13 protein-coding genes and 1 tRNA gene are annotated in these 12,902 nt (G+C 54.2%); 10 read left to right on the top strand and 4 right to left on the bottom strand.

Translation table 11 applies throughout. From position 1 onward, the window contains the following. The first annotated feature begins 27 nt into the window (after nucleotides 1–27). The 6 genes from yjjX to ACWAU4_RS04600 all read left to right on the top strand — a co-directional run bounded on the left by yjjX (nucleotide 28) and on the right by ACWAU4_RS04600 (nucleotide 5,118). Nucleotides 28–570 (top strand): inosine/xanthosine triphosphatase, encoded by a 543-nt coding sequence (yjjX, locus tag ACWAU4_RS04625; RefSeq protein WP_208125572.1) that lies wholly within the window; start codon nucleotides 28–30, stop codon nucleotides 568–570. Nucleotides 571–762: 192 nt separating this feature from the next. Next, nucleotides 763–1,764 carry a bifunctional helix-turn-helix transcriptional regulator/GNAT family N-acetyltransferase gene (locus ACWAU4_RS04620; protein WP_208125571.1) on the top strand — a complete coding sequence of 334 codons (1,002 nt, stop codon included), beginning with the start codon at nucleotides 763–765 and terminating at the stop codon, nucleotides 1,762–1,764. Between the two features lie 378 nt (nucleotides 1,765–2,142). Beyond that, nucleotides 2,143–3,183, top strand: a complete 1,041-nt coding sequence (locus tag ACWAU4_RS04615; RefSeq protein ID WP_117200359.1) for an NADP(H)-dependent aldo-keto reductase — start codon at nucleotides 2,143–2,145, stop codon at nucleotides 3,181–3,183. 78 nt (nucleotides 3,184–3,261) lie between these two features. Next, a complete protein-coding gene (locus tag ACWAU4_RS04610; RefSeq protein WP_117200358.1) occupies nucleotides 3,262–4,476 on the top strand; it encodes an aminotransferase class V-fold PLP-dependent enzyme in 1,215 nt (404 codons plus the stop codon). Between the two features lie 3 nt (nucleotides 4,477–4,479). Next, nucleotides 4,480–4,929, top strand: a complete 450-nt coding sequence (locus tag ACWAU4_RS04605) for a SufE family protein (RefSeq protein ID WP_129978706.1) — start codon at nucleotides 4,480–4,482, stop codon at nucleotides 4,927–4,929. Between the two features lie 112 nt (nucleotides 4,930–5,041). After that, a tRNA-Pro gene (locus ACWAU4_RS04600) sits at nucleotides 5,042–5,118 on the top strand. Between the two features lie 74 nt (nucleotides 5,119–5,192). Here ACWAU4_RS04600 and ACWAU4_RS04595 read toward each other — a convergent pair. After that, nucleotides 5,193–5,792, bottom strand: coding sequence for a HupE/UreJ family protein (locus ACWAU4_RS04595; RefSeq protein ID WP_052678858.1), 600 nt, complete (start codon nucleotides 5,790–5,792; stop codon nucleotides 5,193–5,195). A 335-nt stretch (nucleotides 5,793–6,127) separates the two neighbouring features. Between ACWAU4_RS04595 and trpS the strand changes: the two genes are divergently transcribed. Together trpS and ACWAU4_RS04585 are read left to right on the top strand one after the other, a co-directional pair. Beyond that, nucleotides 6,128–7,129 carry a tryptophan--tRNA ligase gene (trpS, locus tag ACWAU4_RS04590; protein WP_454290461.1) on the top strand — a complete coding sequence of 334 codons (1,002 nt, stop codon included), beginning with the start codon at nucleotides 6,128–6,130 and terminating at the stop codon, nucleotides 7,127–7,129. Nucleotides 7,130–7,541: 412 nt separating this feature from the next. Then, complete coding sequence (locus tag ACWAU4_RS04585) at nucleotides 7,542–8,099, top strand: acyloxyacyl hydrolase (RefSeq protein WP_081737125.1); 558 nt, start codon at nucleotides 7,542–7,544, stop codon at nucleotides 8,097–8,099. Nucleotides 8,100–8,124: 25 nt separating this feature from the next. On the opposite strand, the gene ACWAU4_RS04580 is transcribed toward ACWAU4_RS04585, so the two are convergent. Then, nucleotides 8,125–8,382 carry a putative hemolysin gene (locus ACWAU4_RS04580; protein WP_304716312.1) on the bottom strand — a complete coding sequence of 86 codons (258 nt, stop codon included), beginning with the start codon at nucleotides 8,380–8,382 and terminating at the stop codon, nucleotides 8,125–8,127. Nucleotides 8,383–8,718: 336 nt separating this feature from the next. On the opposite strand from ACWAU4_RS04580, the gene ACWAU4_RS04575 reads away from it, so the two are divergent. Next, on the top strand, nucleotides 8,719–10,254 hold the full coding sequence (locus ACWAU4_RS04575) for an MFS transporter (protein WP_028780202.1): 1,536 nt from the start codon (nucleotides 8,719–8,721) through the stop codon (nucleotides 10,252–10,254). 137 nt (nucleotides 10,255–10,391) lie between these two features. Further along, nucleotides 10,392–11,474, top strand: a complete 1,083-nt coding sequence (locus tag ACWAU4_RS04570) for a methyl-accepting chemotaxis protein (RefSeq protein WP_167716766.1) — start codon at nucleotides 10,392–10,394, stop codon at nucleotides 11,472–11,474. A 15-nt stretch (nucleotides 11,475–11,489) separates the two neighbouring features. On the opposite strand, the gene ACWAU4_RS04565 is transcribed toward ACWAU4_RS04570, so the two are convergent. Together ACWAU4_RS04565 and ACWAU4_RS04560 are read right to left on the bottom strand one after the other, a co-directional pair. Beyond that, a complete protein-coding gene (locus tag ACWAU4_RS04565; RefSeq protein ID WP_167716764.1) occupies nucleotides 11,490–12,203 on the bottom strand; it encodes a 16S rRNA pseudouridine(516) synthase in 714 nt (237 codons plus the stop codon). After that, nucleotides 12,193–12,831 carry a helix-turn-helix transcriptional regulator gene (locus tag ACWAU4_RS04560; RefSeq protein WP_107006096.1) on the bottom strand — a complete coding sequence of 213 codons (639 nt, stop codon included), beginning with the start codon at nucleotides 12,829–12,831 and terminating at the stop codon, nucleotides 12,193–12,195. The genes ACWAU4_RS04565 and ACWAU4_RS04560 overlap by 11 nt, the downstream gene beginning before the upstream one ends. Nucleotides 12,832–12,902 lie beyond the last annotated feature (71 nt).

Raw genomic sequence — 12,902 nt, 5'->3', positions numbered from 1 at the left:
CATTAAAGATCCATCAAATAAACAAACATGAAACAAAAACAGTTACAGATAGTGGTGGGTTCTACCAACCCGGTAAAACTCAAAGCCGCAGAGAATGCGGTTCGCGCCCTGCATCCCGACGCCGAAATCCACTGCCAAGCCATGAAGGCGCCATCCGGTGTGGCGGAGCAACCCATGACAGATGCCGATACCCGCCAGGGAGCCATCAACAGGGTGGAATGGTGCAAGGCGAATGCAGATGCAGATGCAGATTACTATCTGGCAATGGAAGGTGGGGTGGATGATTTTCCCCAGGGGCCAGCCACCTTTGCCTATGTCGTCATAGCCACCAAAGAACGCCTCTGCGTCGGCCGCAGTGCTCACCTGCCCCTGCCGCCCAAAGTTTATGCCGCGCTTAAGGCCGGTGAAGAACTGGGGGATGTGATGGATTCGCTGTTCAATACTGTCAATGTCAAACAGGCAGGTGGCGCCATAGGGCTCTTGACCCAAGGGCATGCTACTCGCGAGAGTATTTATCACTCCGCCTTGCTGCTCGCATCGGCGCCACTGCGTTACCCGGAGCTTTACTGATACCAATCACCGCTGTTATTAATAACGGCCGTGTTGTTGACCGCCCCACCTCAATCTTTCCCAAGCGACCTGTGTAAATACGGGACAATTACCAAACCCAGCTGTTGCAAATAGATACAGACTGAGCTAACTTGAATTCAGCATTAGTTGCTTATCGCAACCATTTTATCTTTTTGCGAGGTAATCCCTTAGATGTCCCTCAGTACAAAACCGCTAAGTTCGGGCTCATCCAAGCCTGATGTTAAAGAACCGGGTAATCGCCAGGAAGCATCTCAGGATGAACTGGCCCAGGTTAGCCCTGTGCTCAGACATCTGTCTCGTCATCTGGTACGGCAGCTGGGTATGTTGTCCGGTGCCTGCGGGCAATTGCCGCTGACACCTGTGCAGGCACACACACTGCTGGAGCTGGGACAGCAAGATCTCAGCATTAAAGAACTGAGTAGCCTGCTCAATATAGATAAATCCAATGCCAGTCGTGCCGTCAGTCATCTGGTCAAGAAACAACTGGCCCAAACCAAGGCCAATCCCAGAGACAATCGTTGTCTGCAGGTCAGTCTGACTCCGGCCGGGCATAAGATGTTGAAACAGCTAGATAACCAGCAGGATAATCAATTTGCTGACATTCTTGCCCAGTTGGCACCGAGCGAAGTGACCCAGCTGGAAGCCAGCCTGCGCTGCTACAACAAGGCGATTACCAAAGCCAAGAGCCAACAGGGGGTGGTAATCAGGCCACTACAGGCGGCAGACGATGCCGGGCTGGCCGCCGTGATACGTGCTGTATCGGCCGAATATGGCCTGACTCCCGATAAGGGTTACAGTGTGGCCGATCCGACCCTGGATCACCTGAGTCGCCAATATGGCCAGCCAGGCAGCCGGTATTGGGTAATTGAAAAACAGCAGCAACTGCTCGGCGGTGCCGGCATAGCACCCTTGCCCGGCGAAAATGGTGTGTGTGAGCTACAGAAGATGTACTTTATGCCCGCACTGCGAGGCCTGGGGCTCTCCCGCCGTTTGGCACTGCAATGCCTCAGCTTTGCCCGCGAGCAGGGATATAAGGCCTGCTATCTGGAAACCACCAAACTGTTGCCGGAAGCGCTCGGCCTCTACGCCAGTCTGGGCTTTACTGTCCTGCCCAAGCCCCTTGGCAATACCGGCCACAGCGCCTGTGAAATTCCCATGTTGCTGACACTCTAGCCGAGCAAGCCTCTAACCAAGCAAGCCGCTGCCACCGGAGGCTCTGGTGGCAGCTAAGGCCCACGCCTAAAAAGCGCACCAACACAATAGATGCAATGCCGCTGTGATTGCTGTAGCTATTCCCGGAGTGTGACTTTGGCAATCTGTTAACTCGGCTGTTCGCCTGCTCAAAGTCCTCAATTACCACCTATCCCTTGATTGATTCATCAGCGATGGTGTTATGCAACAGATTGAAATCCTAACCATACTTCCCATTCCTGCACCTCCCGCTCAACAAACTGAAAAACAACAAAAGTGACACGAAAACAGTTTTATTTATTGACAATCAACCTCTGTCACTTGTTAGCTTGCAGATAAGGAAATTAGCGGGAGCTTTCAATGGAATACAGACGTATCCCCCACTCCACTCTGGAAGTGAGCAAACTGTGCCTCGGCACCATGACCTGGGGCGAGCAAAACAGCCAGGCCGACGCCTTCGCCCAGTTGGATATGGCCCTAGCCGAAGGGATTAACTTTATCGACACTGCCGAGATGTATCCGGTGCCGCCAAAACCCGAGACTCAGGGTGAAACCGAACGCATCCTTGGCGCCTACCTCAAGGCCCGCGGCAACAGAGACAACCTGGTGATTGCCACCAAGGTGGCGGCTCCCGGCGGCAAGAGTGACTATATCCGCAGCAAGATGGCACTGGACTGGCGCAATATCCAGCTGGCGGTGGATGCATCATTGCAGCGCCTGGGCGTAGACTGTATCGATCTCTACCAAATCCACTGGCCCCACAGAAACTGTAACTTCTTCGGCGAACTCTTCTATGAGCAGCAGGAGCAGGAGTCGATGACCCCCATCCTGGATACCCTAGAAGCCTTGAGCGAAGTGATCCGCGCAGGCAAGGTGCGCTATATCGGGGTTTCCAACGAAACCCCATGGGGCCTGATGAAATACCTGCAACTGGCAGAGAAACACGGCCTGCCGCGAATTGTCAGCGTGCAGAACCCCTATAACCTGCTGAATCGCAGCTTTGAAGTGGGCATGAGTGAAATAAGCCACCGCGAAGAGTTACCGCTGCTGGCCTACTCGCCATTGGCCTTCGGTACCCTCACAGGCAAGTACTTAAATGGCCAATGGCCAGCAGGCGCCAGGTTGACCCTGTTCAAGCGCTTCGCCCGCTATACCGGCACCGAGTTGGCGCTTGAGGCCACCGAGGCCTACGTCAAGCTGGCCCAAAAATTCCACCTGGGCCCGGCACAGATGGCACTGGCATTCGTCAACTCCCGTCCCTTTGTGGGCAGCAATATCATAGGCGCCACCAATCAGGAGCAGTTAAAGGAGAACATTGCCGCCTCGCAGCTTAAGCTGAGCGATGAACTGCTCGGTGAGCTCAACTCGCTATCGAGCCGCTTTCGCCTGCCCTGTCCTTAAGGGCTAGATATTTCGCCTTGCATTGGGCGCACAAATCCATAAAGATCTGTGCGCCCTTTTGATTGAAGATCCACAGCAATGAGCACTCCACAGTTGCGCGCCCAGTTTCCCGCGCTCACCCAGATGTTGGGGGATTATCCCCTGGTCTATCTCGACACGGCCGCCACCAGCCAAAAACCCCGGCAGGTGCTGGAAGCTATGGCGCGTTTTTACCGTGAAGATTGCGCCAATGTGCACAGAGCGGCCCATCAGCTTTCCGCCCGGGCGACCCAGGCCTACGAAGCTGTGCGTGATGCCTTGCAACATTTTATCCATGCCGCCCGGCGGGAAGAGATCATCTTCACCCACGGCACCACCGAAGCCATCAACCTGCTGGCCTGGGGCCTTGGCAAGCGCTTTGGCAAGGATGACCTCATTCTGGTCGACAGCTGCGCTCATCACGCCAATCTGCTGCCCTGGCAACAACTGGTCAAACGCAGTGGTGCCAGGCTGGAACCCATTCCGCTGGATAAAGAGCTGCGCCTCGATAAGGCGGCCTTTAGTCTGCTGCTCCAGCAAAAGCCCAAATTGGTGGCCCTCAGCCATGTTTCCAATGTATTGGGTACGGTCAATGACATACAAGCCTTGTGTCAGGATATTCGCGCCGCCGGCGCCATCAGTGTGGTGGATGGTGCCCAGGCCGTCGCCCATCTGCAGTTGGATATGCAGCAGCTGGGGTGCGACTTTTATGCTTTTTCCGGCCACAAGATGTATGGCCCCAGCGGCATAGGCGTACTCTGGGGCCGCTATGAATTGCTCGACACCTTGGAGCCACTGCTGACCGGCGGTGAGATGATAAAAACCGTCAGTTTCCAAGACAGTACATTTGGCGACTTGCCCAACCGCCTCGAGGCCGGCACCCCGCCGATAGTCGGGGTCATAGGTCTGGGAGAGGCCGTTGCCTTTCTCGAACAGCAGGACAGACAAGCCCTGGCACTTGCCGAACAAAAACTGCTGAACAAGCTGCAACAGGGGTTATCCGCCATTGCCGGGGTCGAACTTTACGCCGCCCACGGGGATAATCTGGGCGCCGTGGCCTTTAACCTCAAGGGTGAGCATCACCAGGATGTAGGCATACTGCTGGATCAACAAGGCATAGCGGTACGCTGCGGCCATCATTGTGCCATGCCACTGATGTCGCTGATGGGTATCAAGGGCTGCTGCCGGGCCTCTGTGGGGATCTACACTGATGAGCAAGATATCAAACGTTTTCTCGATGCCCTGAGGGCAAGCGCCGAGCTACTGGGATATTGAACCATGACAGAAACACTCACTGCTGCCGACTTTATCCAATTTGCCAAGCAAACCCAGGCGCCCCTGGCCGACTTATTTGAAGCCGTCTCCTCGGCCAATAATTGGCAGGACAGATACCGCCAGTTGATGCAAGGCGCCAAGCTGTTGCCGGCCCTGCCACCCGAATTGCAGACTGAAGCCGCCCGAGTACGCGGCTGTGAAAGCGCCGCCTGGCTCTACCACTGCCAAGTCGATGGTAAGCATCTGTTTATTGCCGACAGCGAGGCCCGCATCGTCAAGGGGCTGATCGCCTTGTTGCTGCATGCGGTGAATAACAGCGACAACCAAACCCTGGCGCAATTTGAGCCCAAGGCTTATCTCAAACAACTGGGTTTGGAGGGGCAACTGAGTCCATCCCGCAGCAACGGCCTCTATGCCCTGATAAGCAGAATCATCGAGCTCAGCCGAGGGTAATGACATGATGCTTTTTTCAGCGCTTCAACTATCAAGCTCACATCGGAGAATAATTTTGCGGCCTGGTTGGCATTTTTCCAATTAAGCTTCCCTTACCATCTGATTCCAGAGTCGGAGCGTAGCTCAGCCCGGTAGAGCGCTGTCTTCGGGAGGCAGGGGTCGCAAGTTCGAATCTTGTCGCTCCGACCAATAAAACCACTATCCAAGCGGCACAAAGACTCAAGGGCAGGTTCATCGAACTTGCCCTTGTTGTTTCTGCCCCGTCACACTGCCACAACCATCATCAAGCCGGCCAGCAACAAACAAGTGCCGAGCACATATTGCAGCTGCTTCTTGGCCAGCACTTTACAGGTTACCTCCCCCACCATGCTGAGGATCAATACTGTCGCGCCGATCCCCACCAGATAGCCCAAGAACAAATTGGAGCCACTGAGGGTCCAGTCGGCCACGCCCAGATTGGCGCTGCCCAGGGTGTAGCCATGGGCGAATGCCAACATGGCGACCATGGCCGCAGCAACATGAGTAGCAAAACAGATATTACCGGCAATCAACATGCCGAGCACAAACATGGACAGGAGGACAAAGGACTTGCTGACAATAAGCGCCACCGAGGTTTGCGCCATCAGGGTACCGGCCAACATCACCAGCACAAACGATAGCGGCACCGCCCACAAGGCTTTACCGCCAAGCTGCGCCGACCAGACGCCGACGCCAACGGCCACCAGCAGACTGGCTACCAGCATCAGAGGGTTGAGTTGCATCACCTGCTCGGGAAAGCGTCCCACAACCCCCAGCGACAACAGCAGACTGGCGCCAATACCCAGGAACAGCCAAGATCTGCCAGCAAACAAGGACCGCATCATAAGCACCTCTCACTTGCCGAGTGACTACGCTTTAACCTTATACCTTACGGTAAAAAAATGCTTGACCTGGCACAAATTCCTGACAAAAAGCCGACCTTTAATTGACTTGCATAACACAGACTCAGGACTTACTATCCTTGGGTCTTTAAATGTATTTTTGATTAATCCTATGTATTCCCCAATCGACTCATTGCTCATGCAACAGACTTGGTGGCGCAGCCCAAACCGGCGGCGTCAGGATTAAACATAGGTAAAATCATATCTTCCGAGCCGCCATAAGGCGGCCTTTGTGTATCTGTACGTCTTATGGCTCCGGCAATCTCAAGGAGAACAAGATGAAACAGATCATACTCACAGGCGACAGACCCACAGGCAAACTGCATATCGGCCACTATGTCGGTTCGCTCAGGCAAAGAGTCCAGGTTCAGGACGAATTCGATCAGAACGTAATGATCGCCGACTATCAGGCTTTGACCGACAACGGCCATAACCCGGCCAAGGTGACCGACAATATTCTCGAAGTCATGGCCGACTACCTGGCGGCCGGGTTAGATCCGGCCAAGACACGTTTTTGCCTGCAAAGCGCGCAACCGGCGCTGTCGGAACTCACCTGCATCTACTTGAACTTGGTGACGGTTGCCCGGCTTGAGCGCAATCCCACAGTCAAGGCGGAGATCCAGCAAAAAGGCTTTGAGCGCAGCCTTCCGGCGGGTTTTCTGGTCTACCCCGTCAGTCAGACTGCCGATATTACCGCCTTTCGGGCCACTCATGTGCCTGTGGGTGAAGATCAGTTGCCCATGCTGGAGCAAAGCAATGAAATCGTCCGTCGCTTCAACAATCTGGTGGGGGCTGAAGTGCTCAAGGAGTGTCAGGCAATTCTCAGTGACACAGGCCGCCTCCCCGGACTCGACGGCAAGGCCAAGATGTCCAAATCCCTTGGCAATACCATAGAACTGGGAATGAGCAGTGACGAACTCAAGCAAGCGGTGTTTTCCATGTATACGGATCCCAACCATCTGATGGTAGAAGATCCGGGCAGAGTCGAGGGCAATACGGTATTCAGTTATCTCGATGCTTTCCACCCGGACAAGGCGCTGGTAGCCGAGCTCAAGACCCATTATCGCCGAGGTGGCCTCGGGGACATGAAGTGCAAACGGATACTCAATGACTGCCTGCAGGAGTTACTCGCGCCCATGCGTGAACGGCGTAGTCAGGCTATGGCAGACAAGGGGCAACTGCTGGCGATACTGCAGCGGGGCACGGAAGAAGCCAGAGCCATCAGTGATGCTGTACTGCAAGATGTCAAAGCCGCCATGGGACTTAATCTATTTCGCTAACCAATGGGTCACTCAGCTGTACTAGCTCAACCCAAGGGGCCATAAGCCCGCCCCTTGGCTGAGCCTCTCGCAGCGCAATCGGTCGGACTTTTCGCCGGCCGGCATTGCCCGCCAAGATGCAACACACTGTCACTGTCTGAGTGACTAATCCCGGCATGACAACAGAGTTAGAATAGCCAAGTACAGCGATATTCCCTCTGTAATATCCCTTAAGGCATTAAATCCCACTGGCTTGAACCAGCTGAATCTGACCACTTAGTTTGCTTTTACCAGCAAATACAGTTTGGTTTGCATTCGGCTTGGCACAGGCTAACAGTTCCATTTTTTAGAAAATTAACTCGCTTTTATTGCGATATTTTTTCTAATTTTACGGATTTAAACTGCCGACATTGATTCGAGAGGCAGAAACGAGATGAAACACTCACAGAGACTATTTCCCCTGCTGACACTCATGCTCAGCTTGATATTGCCGGGCTGTTTATTGCCGGGAGATGCCAACGCCGCCGAACAGGGCGTGGCAATCAACTATATCCATGGCGAAGGCCAGGCCAACGGTATCAAACTGGCTTATCAGCTGTATCTGGATACCCTGAAACCTATCAGTGAAGATTTGGAACTGACCCTGGAAGCCAGTATCAACTTTTGGGAATACGGCGAGGATAACCAGCATGATGTCAATCATGTGCTGGCCATGTCACCCATATTGAGATACCCGCTGATGAGGGGGCAATGGCTGGACTTTTATCTGGAGGCCGGGATCGGATTTGCCCTCTTGGATGACAGCCAATTTGCCGGTAAGGATGTCGGCTCACACTATCAGTTTGAAGACAGATTGGGCTTTGCCTTCAAATTTGGCCGTCAGCGCAAACAGACTGTCTCCATCACCTACCTGCATTATTCCAATGCCGGCCTCAGCAAGCCCAACCCAGGGCTCGACTTTGTCAACCTGGCCTACAGCTACCGCTTCTAACCCCCCTTTTAGGGAGTCGGGCCAATCAATTTACCGGATGATTGGCCCGAAAATAGGTCCACTCTTCCACAATGCTGCCATCCGGCAGGTGACAATAGCCTACAGTGCCATTTTGTTCCTGAACCAGCTCCAGCTTACCGCCGGATTCGACACAAAATACCGCTGCCGGATTAGGGCTTCCCACAGTATCTTTCAGACTCTCGGACTCGGTTTTTGCCGCCTCTTCAGAGCAGCCCGCCAACAGCAACAGAGTGCCCACAGTCATTACAGTTAATACTCGCATCTTGGCTCCTTACTCAGTCCCTTGGGCGCGCTCAATTGCCGCCGCAGACTTTCCAGTATCAGCTCAAACAAACTCCAAGCTACAAGGAGATAGCAAGGTCTGCAAGCGAATGAGTCACTTATCCAAGTTAATGATTTGAAAGTTATGAATATTGTTAAAAGTAAGCAGCAATTTTTGCCAGGCAGATCGTGATTTTTCCAATTTGATCAGGCTTGTTTTTTGGTGTTTGACAGTAAAGCGGGTAAAGTGTCGCGGTTATCACCTTTTTTGATACAAGGCATTAGCCTGCGATTGATAAAAGACCTACAAACATAATAATACAGACAAGGGAAGAGTATGAGCGACTCCAACTCCTGTGCGGGCAATGACCTGCGCGAAGTCAAGCAACTGGGGATGTGGGCTTCCATCGCCAGTTTAAGCTATATCTTCTGGCTGGTCGGCGGCATGGAACTGGTTGAACGTATCGCCTACTACGGCGTTAAGGCCAGTGCCGGACTCTATGCCAAGGCACCGGCTTCCGAAGGTGGCCTAGGTATCAGCCTCAGCGACTACGGTATCATTATTTCAGTCTGGGCCTTACTGCAGACCTTTGTGCCGGTATTTACCGGCGGGATCTCAGATAGGGTCGGCTACAAAGAGACCATCTTTGCCTCAACCATTATCAAGATCTGTGGCTACCTCTGTATGGCCTTCTTCCCCAGCTTCTGGGGCTTTTTGTTCGGCGCCATGTTGCTGGCGGCCGGTACCGGCATCTTCAAGCCCGGTATCCAGGGAACGCTGGTGCTGTCCACCAACCGTAACAACACCTCCATGGCCTGGGGTATCTTCTATCAGGTGGTAAATATCGGTGGTTTCCTTGGTCCCTTGGTGGCAGTGCATATGCGGCAGCTGTCCTGGGACAATGTGTTCTACGCCTGCGCCGCCATTATCTCGCTCAACTTCCTGTTCCTGCTGACGTACAAAGAGCCGGGTAAAGAGCAACGCCTGGAACGGCAACGTAAGATCAAGTCCGGCGAACTCAAGCAGGAAATGCTATGGAAAGATGCCTGGAGCGAGCTGAAAAAGCCGGTAGTCATTTACTATATGCTGGTGTTCTCCGGCTTCTGGTTCCTGTTCAACTCCCTGTTTGACGTGCTGCCTATTCATATCGCCGAATGGGTGGATACCAGCGTGATTGTCACCAGCCTGTTTGGTCCTGAAGGCACCAGCAACGGCATACTGCAATTCTGGCTCGGGTTGAACAACGAAGGCACCAAGGTCATGCCGGAAGGCATGCTCAACCTCAACGCGGGTCTGATTATGACCAGCTGCTTCCTGATAGCCGCCCTGACCGCCAAGTACCGCATCACCAGCGCCATGCTGGCCGGCTGTCTGCTGTCTATATTTGCCTTTGTGTTGATCGGTGCCACCCATGCGGCCTGGTTTATCGTGTTGGCTATCGCCATGTTCTCCCTCGGCGAAATGATGATAAGCCCAAAGAAGAACGAGTTTATGGGTAATATTGCCCCCGAAGGCAAGAAGGCCATGTACCTCGGCTTTGTGATGTTGCCACAGGGCATAGGCTGGGGCCTGGAAGGCTATTTCGGCCCCAAACTCTATGAAATCTTTGCCTCCAAAGAGATCTTCTCCCGTGAGATGCTGCTGGATAAGGGCATGTCACAGAAGGATGTGGCCGCCATTCCGCAGGGGGAGGCCTTTCATAAACTGGTTGAGTTCACCGGCCAAAGTGGCCGCGAGCTAACCGAGATCCTCTACCAGAGCCATAACATAGGCATGGCCTGGTACATCATAGGCGCCATAGGCACCATTTCCGCCGTCGGCATCTATATCTACGGTAAGTGGCTGCTGAGAATGCAGCAGGCCCAAGCCTGATTTAATACGCCACCTCAGGGTGGCGTTTTTATATATTGATTGTAAATGAGAGCTTGATCCCGCCAAGGGAACGGGCCAAAGTCTATGCTTAAAATAGCCATAAATAGAATGCAACTATTTGTATCCAAGGAAGTTTTATGCTTTTTAACCATCGTCTTCACCGGCAGATAGATTCATTGAAACAGCGGCTCGAGGAACAGGGCCAGCAGCACCAGGCGACACTGGAGCAATTGCAGTTGCAACTGGGGCAGCTCAAACAGGAAAGGGACCAGGCACTGGCGCAAAACCGCGACTTCGCCGCCATGCTGGCCTGCCAGAACCAGGGCGGGCTCATGTTGCAATCGGTACGCGAGGCCATGGCCGAAGACGCCGGACGTCTGCTTGAGGAGCAAGGTAAGCTGGAGCAGCTCAACACCCTGTTCGAGCAAACCCGCAGCGCCGTGACCAGGCTGGGAGAGCGAGCCCATCTGCTCAGTTCACAGTCACAGCATAGTCTGGGGACAGTGGCGCAGCTGGATACCAGTACCCAAAGCATCAGCCAGTTTGTCAGCGCCATTCAGGGTATTTCGGCACAGACCAACCTGTTGGCGCTCAATGCAGCCATCGAAGCCGCACGCGCCGGAGAGGCTGGTCGCGGCTTTGCCGTGGTGGCCGATGAAGTCCGGCAGTTGGCGGCCAAGGCCAGTGACGCCAGCCAACAGATAGAGCAGTTGGTGCAGCAGATCATCACTCAGTCGGAAAGCATACGAACTCTGACAGATGACAACCAAGGCTGCGCCGATGAAGTGGCCAGCTCGGCGGTACAGATAGACACTGTGGTCACTCAGGTGTTGGCGCAATCGGCGCAGATGCAGCAGGTGATCAGCCATGCCGCGACTGTGTCTTTCCTCAACACCACCAAGCTGGATCATGCGGTATGGAAGCAGAATATCTATGAACTGCTGCAAAACCAGTGTTTTGATCAGCCGGTAAACAGCCACCATGACTGCCGTTTGGGTAAGTGGTACTACGAAGGACAAGGCGCCAGCCTCTATAGCTCACTCCCGGGGTTCCGCGAGTTGGAAGCGCCGCATGCATTGGTGCACGAGAGTGGCCGCCTGGCGCTGGAACACGCCGCAGCCGGCGACACCACAGAGCAGGTAATGGCGCTGCAACGGATGGAAGATGCCAGTATGCAGGTGGTGCAGGCCATAGATAGCATTATCGCCGCAGTTCAGTAGCCGTCAGTAAAATCGTCAGTAAGCGACCGACTCCACCTCTTCCCGGGTCAACTCTCTGGCTTCGCCCTCGGCCAGAGAGTCATCCAACACTATCTGAGCTATCTGGCTGCGATGCAGCGCCAGTACAGGGTTACGAAAGCGGCCGAACATGCGTTTTATCTGGTGATATTTGCCCTCAGTGAGTATCACCTCGGCCTCATGGCTTGCCAAAATTCTCAGTTCGGCCGGCGCTGTGATGACGTTTTCAAACTCAAAGAAAAATCCGTCCCTGAAAGCCTCGATATAAGTGTCATCCATCGGATTGGCCAGACGCACCCGATAACGCTTGGCTTTACTCGATGAAGGCAGGGTCAACGCCTGGGTCCAGCGGCTGTCATTACTGAGCAGCACCAGCCCGGTACTCTGCTTATCCAGGCGGCCGGCGATATGCAGCCCCGGCACCAATGCCGCCGGGGGCAGGCAGTCGAGCACGGTTTTATGCTCGGGATCTTGGGTGGCGCTCACTACTCCGGCAGGCTTGTTCAACATCCAGTAGACAGGGTTTTGCCGCTGCAGCCATTGCTCATCGAGACGAATATGACTGAACTCATGGATAAGTCTGTCTGCGGCAAACACCTGCTCGTCATCGAGCCAAACTCGGCCATCGGCAAGTAATTGCCTGGCCTGTTTGCGGGGAATATTCAGCTGCCCGGCGAGAAACCTGTCCAGTCGCCCCCTCTTACTGCGCATCGTTTAAGGCGCCTTTAGCTTCAATCCGATAAGCACAGCGACGTGAACCATCCAGAATGTGTTCGCGGCGACTGACTTCCACCTCAGGCCCCAGCAGCTGCCGGAACAATGCCAGCTCAGAGCGACAAAAGTTCTGGCAACTCGTGGCCGCCGCACAAATAGGACAATGGTTTTCCAGCAGCCAAAAGCCGGTACTGTCCGCTTCAATCTGCGCCATATAGCCTTCACGGCTTCGGATCTCGGCCAGGCATTCCAGCTTATCGGCCAGGGAAGCGGCAGCGGCCATCTGGCTCGAATAGCTCTCGAGGCTTTGCTGCTCCCTGTGACTGATGAGTTTATCCAAGCCCTCGTCACCAAAGACCTGACGCACTGAAGTTATCAGCTGCAGGCTCAGCTCATCGTGACGGTCGGCAAACAGCGAGCGACTCTGCTCGGTCAGCGTCCAATAACGCGCAGGTCTGCCGCGGCCTTCGGCCCTGTCTTCAGTCCGCACCAGCCCCTCGGCTTCAAGGGCTTGCAGATGTTGACGTACCCCCATACTGGTCAGCCCCAGCTCTGCGGCCAAGCTCTGGGCCGTCTGGGCTCCGTTCAACTTGAGAATGTCGACTATCTTGTCTGTGGTCTTCATGGCACCTCCAGCGCTGATTATGCCCGGTTCAGGACGCCGCATCCAGAATAAATAAACTTTTTTGTTTATTT

Source organism: Shewanella sp. FeAMO (genome assembly GCF_053653955.1).
Note: the sequence above shows the minus strand (reverse complement) of the source record. Positions and strands in the feature narration are given on the sequence as shown.

What these genes read in the sequence shown, in the direction of transcription:
- yjjX (WP_208125572.1), top strand. Translation starts at nt 28, where the DNA reads ATGAAACAAAAACAGTTACAGATAGTGGTGGGTTCTACCAACCCGGTA.
- ACWAU4_RS04620 (WP_208125571.1), top strand. Translation starts at nt 763, where the DNA reads ATGTCCCTCAGTACAAAACCGCTAAGTTCGGGCTCATCCAAGCCTGAT.
- ACWAU4_RS04615 (WP_117200359.1), top strand. Translation starts at nt 2,143, where the DNA reads ATGGAATACAGACGTATCCCCCACTCCACTCTGGAAGTGAGCAAACTG.
- ACWAU4_RS04610 (WP_117200358.1), top strand. Translation starts at nt 3,262, where the DNA reads ATGAGCACTCCACAGTTGCGCGCCCAGTTTCCCGCGCTCACCCAGATG.
- ACWAU4_RS04605 (WP_129978706.1), top strand. Translation starts at nt 4,480, where the DNA reads ATGACAGAAACACTCACTGCTGCCGACTTTATCCAATTTGCCAAGCAA.
- ACWAU4_RS04595 (WP_052678858.1), bottom strand. Translation starts at nt 5,792, where the DNA reads ATGATGCGGTCCTTGTTTGCTGGCAGATCTTGGCTGTTCCTGGGTATT.
- trpS (WP_454290461.1), top strand. Translation starts at nt 6,128, where the DNA reads ATGAAACAGATCATACTCACAGGCGACAGACCCACAGGCAAACTGCAT.
- ACWAU4_RS04585 (WP_081737125.1), top strand. Translation starts at nt 7,542, where the DNA reads ATGAAACACTCACAGAGACTATTTCCCCTGCTGACACTCATGCTCAGC.
- ACWAU4_RS04580 (WP_304716312.1), bottom strand. Translation starts at nt 8,382, where the DNA reads ATGCGAGTATTAACTGTAATGACTGTGGGCACTCTGTTGCTGTTGGCG.
- ACWAU4_RS04575 (WP_028780202.1), top strand. Translation starts at nt 8,719, where the DNA reads ATGAGCGACTCCAACTCCTGTGCGGGCAATGACCTGCGCGAAGTCAAG.
- ACWAU4_RS04570 (WP_167716766.1), top strand. Translation starts at nt 10,392, where the DNA reads ATGCTTTTTAACCATCGTCTTCACCGGCAGATAGATTCATTGAAACAG.
- ACWAU4_RS04565 (WP_167716764.1), bottom strand. Translation starts at nt 12,203, where the DNA reads ATGCGCAGTAAGAGGGGGCGACTGGACAGGTTTCTCGCCGGGCAGCTG.
- ACWAU4_RS04560 (WP_107006096.1), bottom strand. Translation starts at nt 12,831, where the DNA reads ATGAAGACCACAGACAAGATAGTCGACATTCTCAAGTTGAACGGAGCC.